This window comes from Bradyrhizobium centrolobii (genome assembly GCF_001641635.1).
GTDB classification, from domain to species: Bacteria; Pseudomonadota; Alphaproteobacteria; order Rhizobiales; family Xanthobacteraceae; genus Bradyrhizobium; species Bradyrhizobium centrolobii.
Genome location: NZ_LUUB01000065.1, coordinates 85,055 through 100,118, shown reverse-complemented (window position 1 = coordinate 100,118; position 15,064 = coordinate 85,055). Strand labels below are relative to the sequence as shown.

Below are 15,064 nucleotides of genomic sequence, written 5' to 3'. Positions count from 1 at the left end.
CACTGTCGAATCAGTTAAGTCCGGGTTCCCGGGTTGTGAAACCGGTCCCCTTCCGATAGGTTCCGCGCGCAATTCACCCCCTGCTTCGTCCCCCACAATCACCTGATGCTTGGCCGCCCCAAATTCGTTCTTGCCTCCGGTTCGCCGCGACGCCTGTCGCTGCTCAACCAGGCCGGCATTGAGCCGGACGCGCTCAGGCCCGCCGACGTCGACGAGACGCCGAGGCGAGGCGAGCTGCCGCGCGCCTGCGCCAACCGCCTCGCCCGCGCCAAGGCCGATGCGGCGCTGAAGTCGGTGCAGCTCGACGACGAGCTGCGCGGCGCCTTCATCCTCTCGGCCGACACGGTTGTGGCGNGCCGCCGCATCCTGCCCAAGGCCAACCTCGTGGACGAAGCCGCGCAGTGCCTGCGACTCTTGTCGGGCCGCAACCACCGCGTCTACACCGCGATCACCCTGGTGACGCCGCGCGAGGCCTTCCGCCAGCGCCTGGTCGAGACCCGCGTCCGCTTCAAGCGCCTGTCGGAAGACGACATCCAGGCCTATATCGGCTCCGGCGAATGGCGCGGCAAAGCCGGCGGCTACGCCGTGCAGGGCATCGCCGGCTCCTTCGTGGTGAAGATGGTCGGCTCCTACACCAACGTCGTCGGCCTGCCGCTCTACGAGACCACCACGCTGCTCGGCGGCGAAGGCTTTCCGATCCGCTTCGGCTGGCTCAACGCCGCCGGCGTGTGAGCGCCAGAAGCGGCGCCCACAAAAATCTCGAAAACAACCCCATGCAAAGTAGAAGCGGCCGGCAGGGCGCCGGCTGGGGCGCATGCGCCGCCGGCTGAGGAACTCGTTTGCCGACAAGCTCTTGAACTCTCTAACCTCGTGTAAGCTGCCGCCCCCATGGACGACCAAGTCAAAAAGCCCGCCACCCCGCAGCGAAAATGCCCGATCTGCGGCAAGCCCGCCGAGCATGCCACCCGCCCGTTCTGTTCCTCGCGCTGCCGCGACGTCGACCTGAACCGCTGGCTGAAGGGCTCCTACGTCATCCCCGGCCGCGACGACGAGGAGGATGATGTCGAATAAAGCAATATTATCATGTAGTTAAATGACGTTGGCGGGACCCCCGGCCGGCCCATCCCAGCCCCGCCCCAGATTGTGCACAGCCGGGTCGCCTCCGGCGAAACCTTCAGGCGAAGCCGGGTGGACAGGCCGCCTCCAGCCCACTATAAACCGCCCGCTCGATGGGCCTTGGCCCCTCTCTTGGAGCACGCCCAGGTAGCTCAGTTGGTAGAGCATGCGACTGAAAATCGCAGTGTCGGTGGTTCGATTCCGCCCCTGGGCACCAAAACTACGCTTTTCCACGCTAGAGCACGACCCTGTACGCCGCAAGCGATGCACGAACGAGCCTGTCCTCCTGTTGGCGGAGAAACGACGCGTTCATAACGGCCAATGATCAGCTCCGCTCAAGTAATCAGGCCGATACGATCCCAGCCAGACGTGCGACCACATCGTCGATCTCGTCCGATGTGGTGACCCTTCCCAAGCTGAAACGGATCGCTCCCATGCCGATCCTCTCGGGCACGCCCATCGCGGCGAGAACGGGCGAGAGCTCGATCCGACCCGAGTGGCACGCCGAACCAGTCGATGCCGCGACATCGCTGAGTTGTCCCAGGATATCCGCGCCGATCTTGCCGACGAATGACACGTTGAGGGTGTTGGGCAAACAATGTGTCGCATGTCCATTGAGCACGACCTGATCGCCAAGACGATCCCGTAGCACCTGCCAAAATCCATCACGCAGAGCCTGGACATGCTTCATCGGAGCAAGGTCCTCCGCCAAAGCGGACGCTGCGCCGAGCCCAACTGCGAGCAATGCGCTCTCCGTCCCGGCACGGCGGCCCAGTTCATGACCAGCGCCGTGGATCAACGGCTCCAATTCGAGGCCGCCGCGCACGTAGAGTGCGCCGACACCTTTCGGCGCGTAGAGCTTATGGCCGGCGATCGACAAGAGGTCGACGCCGAGTTCGCTGACCTTGGTCGAGATCTTGCCGACCGACTGCGCTGCGTCGGTGTGGAAGCGGATGCCGTGCTCCCGCGCGATCTCGCTGATCTCCTGGATCGGCTGGATGGTGCCGACCTCGTTGTTGGCATGCATGATGCTGACGAGGGTCGTCTGAGGAGTGATAGCGCGACGCACGTCATCAGGATCGACGCAGCCTGTTCGGTCCACCGGGACATAGGTAATCGAGGCGCCGAACCGCTCAAGAAATCGGCAGGGAGCAAGAACAGCCGGATGCTCGATGGCCGACGTGATGATGTGAGCCCCGTGGCGGTTCGGCGCGAAGAACGTGCCCTTGATTGCCAGATTGTTTGCTTCGCTGCCGCCGCTAGTAAACACGATCTCATCGGGCGCGGCGTCGATCAGCGCGGCGACTTGGCCGCGGGCGCGCTCCAGGGCGGCCTTGGCCGGCGTGCTCGCCCAATGCCCGCTCGATGGATTGCCGAAGGCCCCCTTCAGGAAGGGTTGCATCGCCGCAGCGACTGTTGGATCGATGGGCGTGCTCGCGTTGTAGTCGAGATAAATCGGCGGCATGCCGGCTCCTCGGGCAGTTCAAAATACCAAGACCTTCTCGGCGGAAGCGGTAAGGGTCGCGAGTTCGGCCATGGTGCTGCGTCTCACGCCACTGAGTATCTCGGCATCAGTGAGCCCGCGGGCGTCCATGCAGGTGCCGCAAAGCAGGACTTGTCCTTTGCCCGCGAGAACGCCCTTCAGCATGCGCTCCACGTTGTAGTAGCCGTCTGGCGTCTTCTGGCCCGACTTCGCGGCTACGACCGCATCGGCCATCAAGAATACCGTCATCGTGATCGCTGGATCGCTCTTGGCGAGAGCGAGCGCGAGGCGCAAGCCGTTGTAGGTCCGCTCGGTGCCGTAGGGCGGGTTGTTCAGTATCAGCAGAATCTGCACGGTCGTTCCCTTTTCGAACTGAGCGAGCTTGAGGGTGGGCGCGTCGGTTACTCGCCGAGAACGCGCCGCCGGTCCTCGAATTCCGCCTTGTCGATTTCGCCGCGTGCAAATCGCTCCTTGAGGATATCGAGCGGCGTGCGGCTAGGCGGCAATTGGTGTGGTGGATAAGTCCCTGGCCATGGGCCGCCCAGCCAGCGAGCTAGAACAACCGCGAGGGCAACAAGGACCCCGAGAAAGAGGATCATGAACAACGGACCGAAGATCATGGCGTACCATCCTCCGCCCCAGCCCATCATGTGTGGACCCCAACCATAGTAACGTTCGGCGTCTGACGGCGCCTGTGCCTGCGCCCATACTGCCCCCGGTAGGAGGCAGAGAGCAGCGACCCTTTGGACCAAGACTTTCTGCATCGGCTTGCTCCAGCATCGAGGAAACCCAACTCTACTCCGCCGGCCGGCTCGCTTTTTGCGCGAGGTCAACCGAACTTCGTTCCCGCATGGACACCGCTACGACAGCGCCGGAAATGAACGTCAGGGCAGCGATGGACACGATCGCCGCTGAAAGTCCGAATCTGTCAGCGATGATGCCGGCCGACAGCGCACCGATCGCGTAGCCGAGATCGCGCCAGAAGCGGTAGACGCTGAGCGAGCGCGCGCGCCAGCTTGGATGCGAGGCATCAGATACTGCGGCGATCAAGCTCGGGTACACCATGGCGGTGCCAAGTCCGAGCAGCAGGCTGCCGACGAGCCACCACTCGAAATGACTCGTCGCTCCGGTCAGGAACAAACCGGCGGCCTGGACCCACATGCCGGCGACGATCAGGCCCTTGCGGCCCCAGCGGTCGGACAGAGGGCCCGTGGCGACCTGGAGGATGCCCCAGGTTGCCGGATAGACGGCCTTCAATATGCCGATGCGATCGACGGCTAGACCGAATGAGGCAAAAAACAGCGGGAAGATGCCCCAGCTCATGCCGTCGTTGAGGTTGTTCACCAGCCCGGCCTGCGATGCGGCGAACAGGTTGCGGTCCCTGAACGAGGTGAGGACGAAGATCTCCCGGAAGCTGATCGGAGACGCTTGACGAGCATGCGCCGCAGTCTCCAGCCGGACGTGCTCACGCGTGTCGCGCACCAGTAGGATCGAGAGCGCGGCGCCGAGCATGGCATAGGCTACGCCGAGATAGATGGGCGCCGGCCGCAGCCCGTGCTCCGACGCAAGATATCCGGTGAGGTAGGCGGTCACGCCGACCGCGAGATATCCGGCGAACTCGTTCAGGCCCACGGCCAAGCCGCGCGACTTCGGCCCGACGAGATCGATCTTCATGATCACGGTCATTGACCAGGCGAGGCCCTGATTGATCCCGAGAAGGGCATTGGCGGCGATCACCCATTCCCAGCTTGGCGCCCAGATGATCATGAAGGGCACCGGAAGGCCGACGAGCCATCCGAGGATCAGCACCCGCTTGCGCCCCCACTTGTCGGCGAGCTGGCCGGAGATCAAGTTGGCGCACGCCTTGACGACGCCGAAGCTGACGATGAAGGAGACGACCAGAGTCGTCGAGCCGATCTTGAACTCCTCGGCGCCGATCAGCGGCACGACGGTTCGCTCGATCCCGACCATCCCGCCCACGAAGGCGTTGATCACGACGAGGAGAGCGAACTGCGGCCAGTTCTCCTTCAACCCCAACCTGACAGCGGGACCTTGTGGAGCGGATACCGCTTCGCTCATGGGATCAGGCCGCTGCGGCCGTAATGCCTGAATTGGCGGCTCTGATCTTTGCGGCTTCCGGCGGGGCCGGCGGAATCTCGGCGACCATGAAGCGAACAAACTCGGCTTCGTCCTCGATTGCGAATGCCTGGTTATGCCGCTTCTCGAAGCCGATGGTCGACCATGGTTTCCCGCTCAGCCGGCGACCGCAGACCGACCCCGCATAGGCGCCGGGCAGTACCTCGACGTAGTCCGGCAAGCCCTTCAGCTTGCGCACGCTGCGGAACAGTTGTCTTGCGCCTTCTTCGGCGCTGGCGGCGAGTTCAGTACGGCCGAGATCGCCGACCATCAGGGTGTGGCCGGTCAGGACAAACCAGGGTTCGTCGGCGCGCGTCCGGTCCGTTGCAAGAATGCAGATGTGCTCGGGTGTGTGACCCGGAGTGTGAAGAACGGTCGCCGTGACGTTGCCGAGCGGAAGGACTTCACCGTCGCGCACACCTTTGAACGGAAACGACACACCTGCGGCCGACGAGAGCACATAAGCCGCCCCTGCTGCGTCGGCGAGAGCCCGCCCCGCCGAGAGATGGTCGGCATGGACATGGGTGTCGATGACAAAGTGAATGCGCATGCCGGCATTGTCGGCGGCTTGCAGATAGGGCTGGATATCGCCGACGGGATCGACGACCGCGCCGGTTGCCTTGCCGCCGCAACCGAAGAGGTACGAGATGCCGACGGGGTCGCTATGCAAGAACTGACGGAGGATCATGGACTTGCACTCCTCTCTCAGAGCGGCTAGATAATATTCAATCGATCTGCTGAATGATATATTCAGGAGCTGCCGTGTCAAGTACCGGACCGAAACACGCGATCTATGAAAACCTCGCCGAGGTGGCGCAGGCGCTGGGCCATCCGCACCGCCTTGAGCTGTTGGAGCACCTCGCCCAAGGGGTGCGCAGCGTCGAGGAGCTATCGGCCCGCGCCCATCTGACGTTCGCCAACACCTCCCGCCATCTGCAGATCCTCAGGCGTGCGCGCCTCGTCGAGACGGAGCGTCGTGGCAAACACGTTCTCTATCGCCTGGCCGGGGATGCTGAAGTGGTCGCGCTGATGAAGGCCCTGGGTCGCGTCGGCGAGCGGAATATCGCCGAGATCGGCCGGGTCGTGACCGACTACTTCCACGCCCGCGACGCGCTCGAACCGGTCTCCCGAGATGATCTGGTCGCTAGATTGCACGACGATCTCGTCACGGTGCTCGATGTCCGTCCCGAAGACGAGTTCGTTCTTGGCCATCTGCCGGGCGCGCTCAACATCCCGCTTGCCGAACTGGAACGACGCCTCGGCGAACTTCCGAAGGGGCGCGAGGTGATCGCCTACTGCCGTGGGCCATATTGCGTACTTTCGTTCGAAGCGGTCGCAGCGCTTCGGGTGCGAGGCTATCGCGTCCGTCGGCTCGAGGACGGCTACCCGGAATGGAAAGCCGCCGGCCTGCCGGTCGAATCCGTCGCTTGAGCCACGCGAATCTGGTGCATCATGGATGATAAGCCTCATCGCTCAGAATCTGCCTGGCCGATTGTCGGCCTCAAGGACCACAAAGCGTCCTCGGTGTTCAGACCCGAAGCCCTGTTGAGGGAGGCGCGGCGGCAGCGGCAGTTGGCGCTCGTCGCTGTCCCCGAGATCTGCATGCTTGATCCGGACGGTGATGTCGTCCGTCACCTTAAGCGGACCGGTGCCGGCCGTATCCATGAAGGTTGGGCCTGCTATCACACCGAGCTTCTTGCCTTCGATCTCGACGGCGTCGGCGAGGTCGGGATCGTCGGCTGCGCCGTCGGCGCGCCGTTCGCGGTGTTGGTCGCGGAGCAGCTTTTCGCGTCCGGCTGCCGGCTGCTCGTCAGCGTCACCTCAGCCGGACAAATTACTCCGATCGGACCCACGCCATACTTCGTCCTGATCGACCGCGCACTGCGCGACGAGGGGACGAGCTATCATTATCTGCCCGGCTCCACGTTCGCCGAAGCAGCCGACGCGCCGCTTCTCGCGCGTGTCGAGCAGATGGGGCGGGCTCTGCCGGGCATCACGCTGCATCGGGGTGCGACGTGGACGACCGATGCGCCCTACCGCGAAACCGAGGCCGCGATCGCACGGGCGCGCGATCTGGGCATGCTCGCCGTCGAGATGGAAGCCGCCGCTCTCTACGCCTTCAGCGCGACGAGCAGCTGTCCCATCATCTGTTTCGCACACGTCACGAACGCGATGGCGCAGACAGAAGGCGACTTCGAGAAGGGCGAGGCCGACGGCGCCAAGGCGACGCTTGCAATTGTGTCAGCCGCGGTTTGGGGATGGTCAGCCACTCCCACGCCAAGTTGAACAGCCAGGGGAGGCGGACAAGGGGTGGCTTCAGCAGGCCACAAAGATACTTTGGACCAGCCTGCCCCGGCGATAACAGACAGCTCCCGCGATTGTGGAGTTTCGCGGTGCAGCAAAACGCGTCGCCCTCCCAGGCGCTCACGCCACCATGCTAAGGACAAACAGCAGTTCGCCATGTCGGTGATTCCGTATGATTCCCTCCCTGGGCACCAAAACTACGATATTTTGCGATCTTCTACGATCTTGGAGGAAAGCGCCGCTCAGGGCGCCCCCGACCAGCCCCGCGATGCTGTGGCCCACAAAGCCGAAGCGATGCTCATGGGCGGCGCTCGCTGTAGCACATGCGCGCCGATGAAGCCCGCGATGGTGTGAACGGCCAGACCCCTCAAGGTCCAAGACATCGGCGGCCCCCGCGGTCAATCCTTGCGCTTGACGACCTTCTTCGGACTGCGGGCTTTCGGGGCCGGGGCGCAACAAGCCGCAGCGTCGGCCGCGACCAGATTGCAGAGCTCGGGATGACCGTCGCAGCATTCGCTGACTAAGAAGGATATCAGCGCCCGCATGCCCTCGACGTTTGACCGGTAGATGATGGTGCGTCCCTCGCGGGTGCTACGGAGCAGGCCTGCGCGGACCAGGATGGCCAGATGGGACGAAAGCGTGTTGTGCGGCGCGCCAATGGTATCGGCGATCACGCCGGCAGTGATCCCGACCGGCTCGTGCTTGATGAGCAGCCTGAAGATCGCCAGACGTGTGGGCTGAGCAAGCGCCGCAAGGGCGGAAATCGCATGGGGCTCGGAGAGGCGTTCCTGAGTCAACCCGGTGCTGGCGTGGCTGGCGACGGCCAGCATCGATTTCCGCATTCCGTAGCCTCCGCGCGACTCATCCAGCTGCGTCATGTCTAACCCACAGGAACGGTGACAAGCCAGAACATTTCGACTATTAAATATGTCGAGACGTCTCGACATATCGTAACCTGTCGATGTGACAGGCGTGCGGCACAAGAATAACGAGCGCCCCGGCCGGTAGGCGTACCGGTCCGATCTCGAGGAAACACCCGCCAGTAGGCGTACTGGCGAAGGTCGAGGAGCAATTACCATGTCGCGCTGCGATCGTATGGTCGACGTCGGCCGCCGCCGCTTCATGAGCGGGGCGGGTCTTGCCGCCGCCGGAGTGGCAGTCAGCTCGCTAACGCCTTCTCCCACAAAGGCTGCGCCGGCTGCCGCAAGGGTGGACTATCCCGTCAACCGTTTGGCCAACGTCAAGGATCTCAAGCTCAACGAGCCGCTGAACGTCTCCTATCCCGATGACAAGGCTCCTGGCGTGCTCCTAAAGCTGGGTATGAAAGTGCCGGGCGGGGTGGGGACCGAAGGCGACATCGTCGGCTTCACGACGATCTGCCCGCACAAGGGATTCACCCTCAATTACAGCGCGGCCGATCGGACCATGAACTGTCCGGGCCATTATTCCCGCTTCGACTGCGAGGCGGGCGGCCAGCAGATCTGGGGCCAGGCAACGCAAAATCTCCCGCAATACGTGCTCCGTGTCGACGACAAGGGCGACATCTACGCCGAAGGCGTGGACGAGTTGCTCTACGGCCGCCTTTCCAACGTGCTCTAACGGGGAGGAACGACCATGGCCTACAAGCGTCAAATCGACCGGCTCCCGATCATCCCTGCAGACGCCAAGGAATCCAACGTGACGTGCCACTACTGCATCGTCGGATGCGGCTACAAGGCATACACTTGGTCCACCAGTAGACAGGGCGGTACGGCACCCGATCAGAACAAGTTCGGTGCCGATCTGAGCAAGCAGCAGGGCGCGGAGACCGTCGCCTGGTATTCGCCTTCAATGTACAACATCGTTCGCCAGAACGGCCAGGATGTGCACATCGTCATCAAGCCTGACAAAGATTGCGTCGTGAATTCGGGCTTGGGCTCGGTCCGCGGCGCGCGCATGGCGGAGATGAGCTACTCCCAACAGCGCAATACGCAGTTGCAGCGCCTTACAGACCCCATGGTCTGGCGCTACGGGCAGATGCAGCCCACAAGCTGGGACGATGCGCTCGACCTCGTCGCGCGCGTGACGGTCGCCGTCATGAACGACATGGGCGAAGACGGCGTGTTCGTCTCGGCGTTCGACCACGGCGGCGCCGGCGGCGGATATGAGAACACCTGGGGCACCGGCAAGCTCTACTTCGGCGCCATGAAGGTGAAGAACATCCGGATTCACAATCGTCCGGCGTACAACTCGGAAGTCCACGCCACCCGCGACATGGGCGTGGGCGAGCTCAACAACTGCTACGAAGATGCCGAGCTCGCCGATACGATCGTTGCCGTCGGCACCAACGCGCTCGAGACCCAGACCAACTACTTCCTGAATCACTGGGTCCCGAACCTGCGCGGAACCTCGCTCGACAAGAAGAAGGCCGAGTTCGGCTCGGAGCCGGTGGAGCGCGCCAAGGTGATCATCGTCGATCCGCGTCGGACGGTGACGGTCAATGCCTGCGAGGTTGAAGCCGGCAAAGACAACGTCATGCACCTGGCGATCAACTCCGGCACTGACCTCGCCTTGTTCAATGCGTGGACGACGTACATCGCGAACAAGGGTTGGGTCGACAAGGCTTTTGTCGACGCTTCGACGACCAACTTCGACCAGATGAAGGCCGCCAACAAGATCAGCTTGGAAGAGGCCGCGACGATTACAGGTCTTACCGCTGATGAAATCCGCAAATCCGCCGAGTGGATTGCGCAGCCCAAGGCAGCCAATGCGCGTCGGCGAACGATGTTTGCTTATGAGAAGGGCCTGATCTGGGGCAACGACAATTACCGCACCAACGGCGCCCTGGTGAATGTCGCGCTCGCAACCGGCAATATCGGTCGGCCAGGCGGTGGCTGTGTGCGCATGGGCGGGCACCAGGAAGGCTACTCCCGGCCGTCCGATGCGCATGTGGGACGGCCCGCCGCGTACGTCGACCAACTCCTGATCGAAGGCAAGGGCGGTGTCCATCACATCTGGGGATGCGACCACTACAAGACCACACTGAACGCATTCAAGTTCAAGCAGGCCTACAAAAAGCGCACGGACCTGGTGAAGGACGCCATGATGACGGCACCCTATGGCGACCGGCCGGCGATGATCAACGCGATCGTCGACTCGATCAAGAAGGGCGGGCTCTTTGCGGTCGACGTCGACATCGTGCCGACCAAGATAGGCGAGGCCAGCCATGTTTGGCTGCCGGCGGCTACCTCAGGGGAAGCGAATCTCACCTCAATGAACGGCGAACGCCGCATGCGGCTCACTGAGAAATACATGGATGCGCCAGGGCAGGCTATGCCCGATTGCTTGATCGCGGCGCGCATCGCCAATCACATGGAGCGGGTGCTGCGTGAGCAAGGCAAGTCTGACATTGCCGACCACTTCAAGGGCTTCGACTGGAAGACCGAGGAAGATGCCTTTATGGACGGCTATCACCAGCATGAAAAAGGCGGTGAGTTCGTCACCTATGCCCGATTGCGGGCCATGGGTACGAACGGCTTCCAGGAGCCCGCTGTTGGACTCGAGACCCCCGGCGCCGTGGCCGGCGCGCCGACCGGCACAACGACGGGGGCGGCAGCGGGCGCAGAGCGGATCGTCGGCACCAAGCGGCTTTACGCCGACGGCAAGTTCAACAGCAAGGACGGCAAGGCCAAGTTCATGGAAACGCAGTGGCGCGGCTTGCAGGCGCCCGGCAAGGAAGCCGAGATGAAGAAATTCCCGTTCCTCATCAATAACGGCCGCGCCAACGTTACCTGGCAGAGCTCCTATCTCGACCAGGACAACGAGTTCGTCACGGATCGGATGCCTTATCCCTACCTTCAGATGAACCCGCAAGACATGGACGAGCTGCGGCTCAAGCAAGGCGATCTGGTCGAAGTCTACAACGACAACGGCTCGACTCAGGCCATGGTCTATCCGACGCCGACCGCCAAGCCGAAGCAGACGTTCATGCTCTTCGCCCAAGCAACCGGCGTGCAAGGGAACGTGGTCTCACCCGGGGTGAACGAGCTCATCATCCCGAACTACAAGCAGACGTGGGCGAATATCCGCAAGCTCGCGGATGCACCCGAGGGCGTGAAGCATCTCAGCTTCAAGCCGCTCGACTACAGGGTCTGAGGCTTGCGGCCCCGACTGTCCAGTCGGGGCCAGAGCCGTTGTGCTGGCGAACGCCGACATTTTCCGGGCCGGACCAGATGACGCGCGCCCTTCCAGCGTTGGATCAGTTTTCGATGACCTCGCCGTCCTCCTTGACGAAGCGGCCGATGTGCGGATTGGGCAACAGCTCCAATACTGCTTCCGAGGGGCGACACAGCTTGACCCCTTTTGGTGTCACCACGATCGGACGGTTGATCAGGATTGGATGCGCAAGCATCTGACCGATCAACTGGTCATCGGACCATTTCGGGTCGGCGAGACCGAGCTCATGAAACGGCGTGCCTTTCTCCCGCAGAAGCGCTCGCACGGGGATACCCATCGCCTTGATGAGTTCGACCAGCTTTTCGCGGGAAGGCGGCGTCTTCAGATATTCGATGATGGTAGGCTCAACTCCGCTCTGCCGGATCGTCGCAAGCGTGTTGCGCGACGTGCCGCAGGCAGGATTGTGATAGATGATGATGCTCATGGCGAGGGCTCCTGGGCGATGCGCACTGGCCCGCGAACTTCGGGTCTTCCGAGCAGCCAATTCATCAGCAGCGATGCGAGGATGGCGCCCAAGAGTTCGGCGACGATAAAGCCGGGCAGATCGATCGGGCGAATACCGGCGAACGTGTTGGTGAGTGACCGTGCGATCGCCACGGCCGGGTTGGCGAAAGACGTAGAGGCGGTAAACCAATAAGCGGCGGTGATGTAGAGACCGACCAGCCACGGTACCGCGTTCCGCTGGAACCGGATGCCGCCCAAGATGGTCGCAACGAGGCCAAAAGCCGCGACGGCCTCGGCGAACCATTGCGCGCCGCCCGTTCGCGCCTTCATCGAGATGTCGAGCACGTGCAATCCGAACATCAGATGGGCCGCGATGGTCCCTGCGATGCCGCCCGCGATCTGCGCGATGATATAGAGCACAGCTTCCTGAACCGGCAACTCGCGTTTGCCCGTAAAGACAAGCGTTACTGCGGGATTGAAATGCGCGCCGGAAATCGGGCCTAGGACCGTGATTAAGACCACGAGGATCGCCCCGGTCGGCAAGGTGTTGCAGAGGAGAGCAAGTGCCACGTCCTTGGTCAGGGTCTCGGCCATGATGCCGGAGCCCACCACGGTAGCGACCAGGATTCCCGTTCCGAGGGCTTCGGCCGCGAGGCGGCGTGAGAGATCGAAACTATCCATCAGCCGGCCTTCGGGTGAGGATAGGTGCTGCCCTCCAGCTTGCCGATTTCACGCAGCTTGGCTCCAAGCGACAAGGAGTCGATCGAGCGGAGGGGTAAGTTCATGAAAATCGAGATACGGTTTTTGAGGTACCGAAACGCAGCCACGAAGGCGGCCTCCTTCTCGAGGTCAGTGCCCTGGACAGCCGCGGGATCCTCGATGCCCCAATGCGCCGTCATTGGCTGTCCCGGCCACACCGGACAAGCTTCGCCGGCAGCGGCGTCACAGACCGTGAAGACGAAATCCAGAGCCGGCGCGTCCGGCGCAGCAAACTCGAGCCAGCTCTTCGAGCGCATGCCGTCGATTGGATAGGTCGCTGCCTTCAGGACCTTGAGGGCGAACGGATTGATCGCGCCCTTCGGATGGCTGCCTGCCGAAAAGGACCGAAACCGACCGGCACCATCCTTCCGCATGATGGATTCGGCGAGGATCGAGCGGGCGCTGTTGCCGGTGCATAGAAACAGGACATTGTAGATCTTGTCGGGCATGAGGCGTCCCCGCTTTCACAGGTCCCCTTTCGATCTGTCCAGACTTATCGAAATATTGGCCACAGGTCAACGTGAGCCCGTTAGTCGGACCCGAAGCCATCGCGTCATACAACTGTCATGAAGCTGGACGCTGCCGCCGGCCACGTAGACGCGTTGCATAACCCTACGCCTGAGACGGCCGTATTTGGGTCGCAGGTCAGCGAATGCACCACGCTCGTCTGCCACGCTAACGAAAAGACGATGCGTGAACGGGCCTCCTCAGTTGCAGCATGTGGGAGCGCAGCAGGGGGCGCCACGAGTAGACTTCACGGCGCGGATAAATGCGCCCATGAACTTCCCGTCGACCTCTTTCGCCATGGCGTCGACGTCGATGCCTTTGCCTGCCAGGAATTCGCGCGCGTCCTCCACCTCGTAGATGCGGGCGGGTTCGATGCTGACCTGCTCGAAACCTGCCGCGTTGAGCTTGGACTTGTACTCGTTTTCCTCAAGTGCGCCCGCTATGCAGCCGACCCAAAGCAGCATGTCGCGCCGCAGCTGCTCGGGCACTGGTCCTCGGGTGACGACGTCGGAAACGGCGAAACGGCCGCCGGGCTTCAGCACCCGGAATGCTTCGCGCAGAACCTGATCCTTGTCTGCCGACAGATTGATCACGCAGTTCGAGATGATGACGTCCACCGAATTGTCCGGCAGCGGAATGTGCTCGATTTCTCCCTTCAGGAATTCTACGTTCTGAGCACCGACCTTCTTCTGGTTCTCGTGGGCAAGCGCGAGCATCTCGTCAGTCATATCAAGGCCGTAAGCTTTGCCAGACGGGCCGACGCGACGGGCGGAGAGCAGAACGTCGATGCCGCCGCCCGATCCAAGATCGAGCACGGTTTCTCCCTCCTTGAGCTCGGCGAGCGCCGTCGGATTGCCGCAACCGAGTGAAGCAAGCACGGCCGCTTCTGGCAGCGCTCCCGTTTCCTGTTCGGAATAGAGGTTGGACGTGATGGGGCTGGCCGACGCATCCGGCCCACAGCAAGAGCCCGCGCGCAAGGCGGCCTGGCTGTACTTCTGGCGAACGGCTTCCTTGATGTCTGACATGCGGACCTCCGAGGCTGTGTTGGAGCTTTATGCAGGCACTTTCGCGCTCTTTCGCGCGGGTTTGCGCGCTGCGGCGGGCGCGCACGCACCCCTGCAGCAGTTTTCGGTGAGGAAAGCGATCAGCGCGTTCATCAGCTCGTACCGCGCCGCGTAGATGATTGAGCGACCATCGCGCCGCGCCGCGACGAGCCCGGCCATGCGCAGCCGGTCGAAATGAAAGGTCAGCGTGTTGGGAGCGAGTTCAAGCGCGTCGGCCACTGCGCCCGCCGGCATGCCTTGCGGCCCAGCCTGCACCAACAGCCGGAATACATCGAGACGATTGTGTTGAGCGAGTGCGCCCAAAGCGGCCACAGCATCTGTCTTTTCCATATTTCAACGATTATTGAAATACACCGGAATGTCAAGACATGTTTCAGGGGCCGTCGCCTATGCGGAAGCCAGAGTCTCCGGTCTGCCAAGCCCTCGTCCGGTCCTGTTCAATCAGCCCGACGCTTGCTCCGGGGGAGCCAACGGCAATGGTCGTTCCATGCGGCCAGCAGCGAAATATTCTTTCGGCCAATCACAGTCCGGAAGTGAAACGCCTTTGCGTGAAAGTTAGCCAAGAGCCCCGGCTCCGCCTCGCGAGTTAGGCTGCCCTTCAATAGAAAACAGGGCTCCTGCGATGGCCGCGCAGCCGACCTTCGCCACTATGCCAAGCGCTCACGCCACCATACTAAGGACAAATAGCGGTTCCTCGTGTCGGTGGTTGCGTATGTTTCCCTCCCTGGGCACCAAAACTACGCTTTTGTGCGCTAAACTACGATTTTGTGCGTTAGCATTGCGTGAGCGCTTGGCAGAGGATTGATTTGTGCTCGTGACCAGTAGCGCTCGGGCTGGGCCTACGGCGAAAAGTTCTGCGGATTATAGTGACGACAAAAACATTTTCGGGGTTCGAGTCGCTCCCCCGCGCCACGATCTTATACGCTAGCCTACGATTTTCTACGATTTGGCACGCCCGGTGGTAGCGCCCAGGTAGCGGAGGCAAGGGCGGTGCGTCACGCCACCGCGATCTGGGTGTAGTGCGACGTTGCTCGGA

17 protein-coding genes, 1 tRNA gene and 1 pseudogene are annotated in these 15,064 nt (G+C 62.5%); 8 read left to right on the top strand and 11 right to left on the bottom strand.

Annotation, left to right across the window (positions count from 1 at the left end):
• Positions 1-105: 105 nt before the first annotated feature.
• From AYJ54_RS52545 to AYJ54_RS21700, 4 genes and pseudogenes are all read left to right on the top strand, one after another.
• A pseudogene (locus tag AYJ54_RS52545) lies at positions 106-354 on the top strand (Maf family protein); the annotation flags it as partial.
• 1 nt (position 355) lies between these two features.
• Positions 356-732 (top strand): Maf family protein (locus tag AYJ54_RS52540; protein ID WP_245329095.1); only part of this gene is annotated, 377 nt, incomplete at its 5' end.
• Between the two features lie 156 nt (positions 733-888).
• The gene (gene yacG, locus AYJ54_RS21705; protein WP_063701992.1) at positions 889-1,071 is read left to right on the top strand and encodes a DNA gyrase inhibitor YacG; all 183 of its coding nucleotides are present in this window, start codon (positions 889-891) and stop codon (positions 1,069-1,071) included.
• Between the two features lie 186 nt (positions 1,072-1,257).
• A tRNA-Phe gene (locus AYJ54_RS21700) sits at positions 1,258-1,333 on the top strand.
• A gap of 126 nt (positions 1,334-1,459) precedes the next feature.
• On the opposite strand, the gene AYJ54_RS21695 is transcribed toward AYJ54_RS21700, so the two are convergent.
• From AYJ54_RS21695 to AYJ54_RS21675, 5 genes are all read right to left on the bottom strand, one after another.
• Positions 1,460-2,581 (bottom strand): cysteine desulfurase family protein, encoded by a 1,122-nt coding sequence (locus AYJ54_RS21695; protein ID WP_063701990.1) that lies wholly within the window; start codon positions 2,579-2,581, stop codon positions 1,460-1,462.
• 18 nt (positions 2,582-2,599) lie between these two features.
• A complete protein-coding gene (locus AYJ54_RS21690; protein ID WP_063701989.1) occupies positions 2,600-2,953 on the bottom strand; it encodes a DsrE/DsrF/TusD sulfur relay family protein in 354 nt (117 codons plus the stop codon).
• Positions 2,954-3,000: 47 nt separating this feature from the next.
• Positions 3,001-3,219, bottom strand: coding sequence for an SHOCT domain-containing protein (locus tag AYJ54_RS21685; RefSeq protein WP_245329094.1), 219 nt, complete (start codon positions 3,217-3,219; stop codon positions 3,001-3,003).
• 175 nt (positions 3,220-3,394) lie between these two features.
• Positions 3,395-4,678, bottom strand: coding sequence for an MFS transporter (locus AYJ54_RS21680; RefSeq protein WP_063701985.1), 1,284 nt, complete (start codon positions 4,676-4,678; stop codon positions 3,395-3,397).
• A gap of 4 nt (positions 4,679-4,682) precedes the next feature.
• Positions 4,683-5,423 (bottom strand): MBL fold metallo-hydrolase, encoded by a 741-nt coding sequence (locus AYJ54_RS21675; protein ID WP_063701983.1) that lies wholly within the window; start codon positions 5,421-5,423, stop codon positions 4,683-4,685.
• 74 nt (positions 5,424-5,497) lie between these two features.
• Here AYJ54_RS21675 and AYJ54_RS21670 point away from each other — a divergent pair, with 74 nt between their 5' ends.
• Positions 5,498-6,166: an ArsR/SmtB family transcription factor gene (locus AYJ54_RS21670; RefSeq protein ID WP_063701982.1), complete on the top strand. Its 669-nt coding sequence runs from the start codon at positions 5,498-5,500 to the stop codon at positions 6,164-6,166.
• Between the two features lie 21 nt (positions 6,167-6,187).
• Positions 6,188-7,021, top strand: coding sequence for a nucleoside phosphorylase (locus AYJ54_RS21665; RefSeq protein ID WP_063701980.1), 834 nt, complete (start codon positions 6,188-6,190; stop codon positions 7,019-7,021).
• 416 nt (positions 7,022-7,437) lie between these two features.
• Here the strand turns inward: AYJ54_RS21665 and AYJ54_RS21655 are convergent, their stop codons facing one another.
• Positions 7,438-7,917 (bottom strand): ArsR/SmtB family transcription factor, encoded by a 480-nt coding sequence (locus AYJ54_RS21655; protein WP_245329093.1) that lies wholly within the window; start codon positions 7,915-7,917, stop codon positions 7,438-7,440.
• A gap of 199 nt (positions 7,918-8,116) precedes the next feature.
• Between AYJ54_RS21655 and AYJ54_RS21650 the strand changes: the two genes are divergently transcribed.
• Together AYJ54_RS21650 and AYJ54_RS21645 are read left to right on the top strand one after the other, a co-directional pair.
• Positions 8,117-8,638: an arsenate reductase (azurin) small subunit gene (locus tag AYJ54_RS21650; protein ID WP_063701976.1), complete on the top strand. Its 522-nt coding sequence runs from the start codon at positions 8,117-8,119 to the stop codon at positions 8,636-8,638.
• A 15-nt stretch (positions 8,639-8,653) separates the two neighbouring features.
• Positions 8,654-11,173 (top strand): arsenate reductase (azurin) large subunit, encoded by a 2,520-nt coding sequence (locus AYJ54_RS21645; RefSeq protein WP_063701974.1) that lies wholly within the window; start codon positions 8,654-8,656, stop codon positions 11,171-11,173.
• A 103-nt stretch (positions 11,174-11,276) separates the two neighbouring features.
• On the opposite strand, the gene arsC is transcribed toward AYJ54_RS21645, so the two are convergent.
• From arsC to AYJ54_RS21620, 5 genes are all read right to left on the bottom strand, one after another.
• A complete protein-coding gene (arsC, locus tag AYJ54_RS21640) occupies positions 11,277-11,678 on the bottom strand; it encodes an arsenate reductase (glutaredoxin) (RefSeq protein ID WP_063701972.1) in 402 nt (133 codons plus the stop codon).
• Positions 11,675-12,379 carry an aquaporin gene (locus AYJ54_RS21635; protein WP_063701970.1) on the bottom strand — a complete coding sequence of 235 codons (705 nt, stop codon included), beginning with the start codon at positions 12,377-12,379 and terminating at the stop codon, positions 11,675-11,677. Before AYJ54_RS21635 ends, arsC begins: the two co-directional genes overlap by 4 nt.
• Positions 12,379-12,906: an arsenate reductase ArsC gene (locus AYJ54_RS21630; RefSeq protein ID WP_063701969.1), complete on the bottom strand. Its 528-nt coding sequence runs from the start codon at positions 12,904-12,906 to the stop codon at positions 12,379-12,381. The genes AYJ54_RS21635 and AYJ54_RS21630 overlap by 1 nt, the downstream gene beginning before the upstream one ends.
• Before the next feature lie 258 nt (positions 12,907-13,164).
• The gene (locus AYJ54_RS21625) at positions 13,165-13,989 is read right to left on the bottom strand and encodes an arsenite methyltransferase (protein WP_063701967.1); all 825 of its coding nucleotides are present in this window, start codon (positions 13,987-13,989) and stop codon (positions 13,165-13,167) included.
• 27 nt (positions 13,990-14,016) lie between these two features.
• Positions 14,017-14,358 (bottom strand): ArsR/SmtB family transcription factor, encoded by a 342-nt coding sequence (locus AYJ54_RS21620; protein WP_063701966.1) that lies wholly within the window; start codon positions 14,356-14,358, stop codon positions 14,017-14,019.
• Positions 14,359-15,064 lie beyond the last annotated feature (706 nt).

What these genes read in the sequence shown, in the direction of transcription:
- yacG (WP_063701992.1), top strand. Translation starts at nt 889, where the DNA reads ATGGACGACCAAGTCAAAAAGCCCGCCACCCCGCAGCGAAAATGCCCG.
- AYJ54_RS21695 (WP_063701990.1), bottom strand. Translation starts at nt 2,581, where the DNA reads ATGCCGCCGATTTATCTCGACTACAACGCGAGCACGCCCATCGATCCA.
- AYJ54_RS21685 (WP_245329094.1), bottom strand. Translation starts at nt 3,219, where the DNA reads ATGATCTTCGGTCCGTTGTTCATGATCCTCTTTCTCGGGGTCCTTGTT.
- AYJ54_RS21680 (WP_063701985.1), bottom strand. Translation starts at nt 4,678, where the DNA reads ATGAGCGAAGCGGTATCCGCTCCACAAGGTCCCGCTGTCAGGTTGGGG.
- AYJ54_RS21675 (WP_063701983.1), bottom strand. Translation starts at nt 5,423, where the DNA reads ATGATCCTCCGTCAGTTCTTGCATAGCGACCCCGTCGGCATCTCGTAC.
- AYJ54_RS21665 (WP_063701980.1), top strand. Translation starts at nt 6,188, where the DNA reads ATGGATGATAAGCCTCATCGCTCAGAATCTGCCTGGCCGATTGTCGGC.
- AYJ54_RS21655 (WP_245329093.1), bottom strand. Translation starts at nt 7,917, where the DNA reads ATGACGCAGCTGGATGAGTCGCGCGGAGGCTACGGAATGCGGAAATCG.
- AYJ54_RS21650 (WP_063701976.1), top strand. Translation starts at nt 8,117, where the DNA reads ATGTCGCGCTGCGATCGTATGGTCGACGTCGGCCGCCGCCGCTTCATG.
- AYJ54_RS21645 (WP_063701974.1), top strand. Translation starts at nt 8,654, where the DNA reads ATGGCCTACAAGCGTCAAATCGACCGGCTCCCGATCATCCCTGCAGAC.
- arsC (WP_063701972.1), bottom strand. Translation starts at nt 11,678, where the DNA reads ATGAGCATCATCATCTATCACAATCCTGCCTGCGGCACGTCGCGCAAC.
- AYJ54_RS21635 (WP_063701970.1), bottom strand. Translation starts at nt 12,379, where the DNA reads ATGGATAGTTTCGATCTCTCACGCCGCCTCGCGGCCGAAGCCCTCGGA.
- AYJ54_RS21630 (WP_063701969.1), bottom strand. Translation starts at nt 12,906, where the DNA reads ATGCCCGACAAGATCTACAATGTCCTGTTTCTATGCACCGGCAACAGC.
- AYJ54_RS21625 (WP_063701967.1), bottom strand. Translation starts at nt 13,989, where the DNA reads ATGTCAGACATCAAGGAAGCCGTTCGCCAGAAGTACAGCCAGGCCGCC.
- AYJ54_RS21620 (WP_063701966.1), bottom strand. Translation starts at nt 14,358, where the DNA reads ATGGAAAAGACAGATGCTGTGGCCGCTTTGGGCGCACTCGCTCAACAC.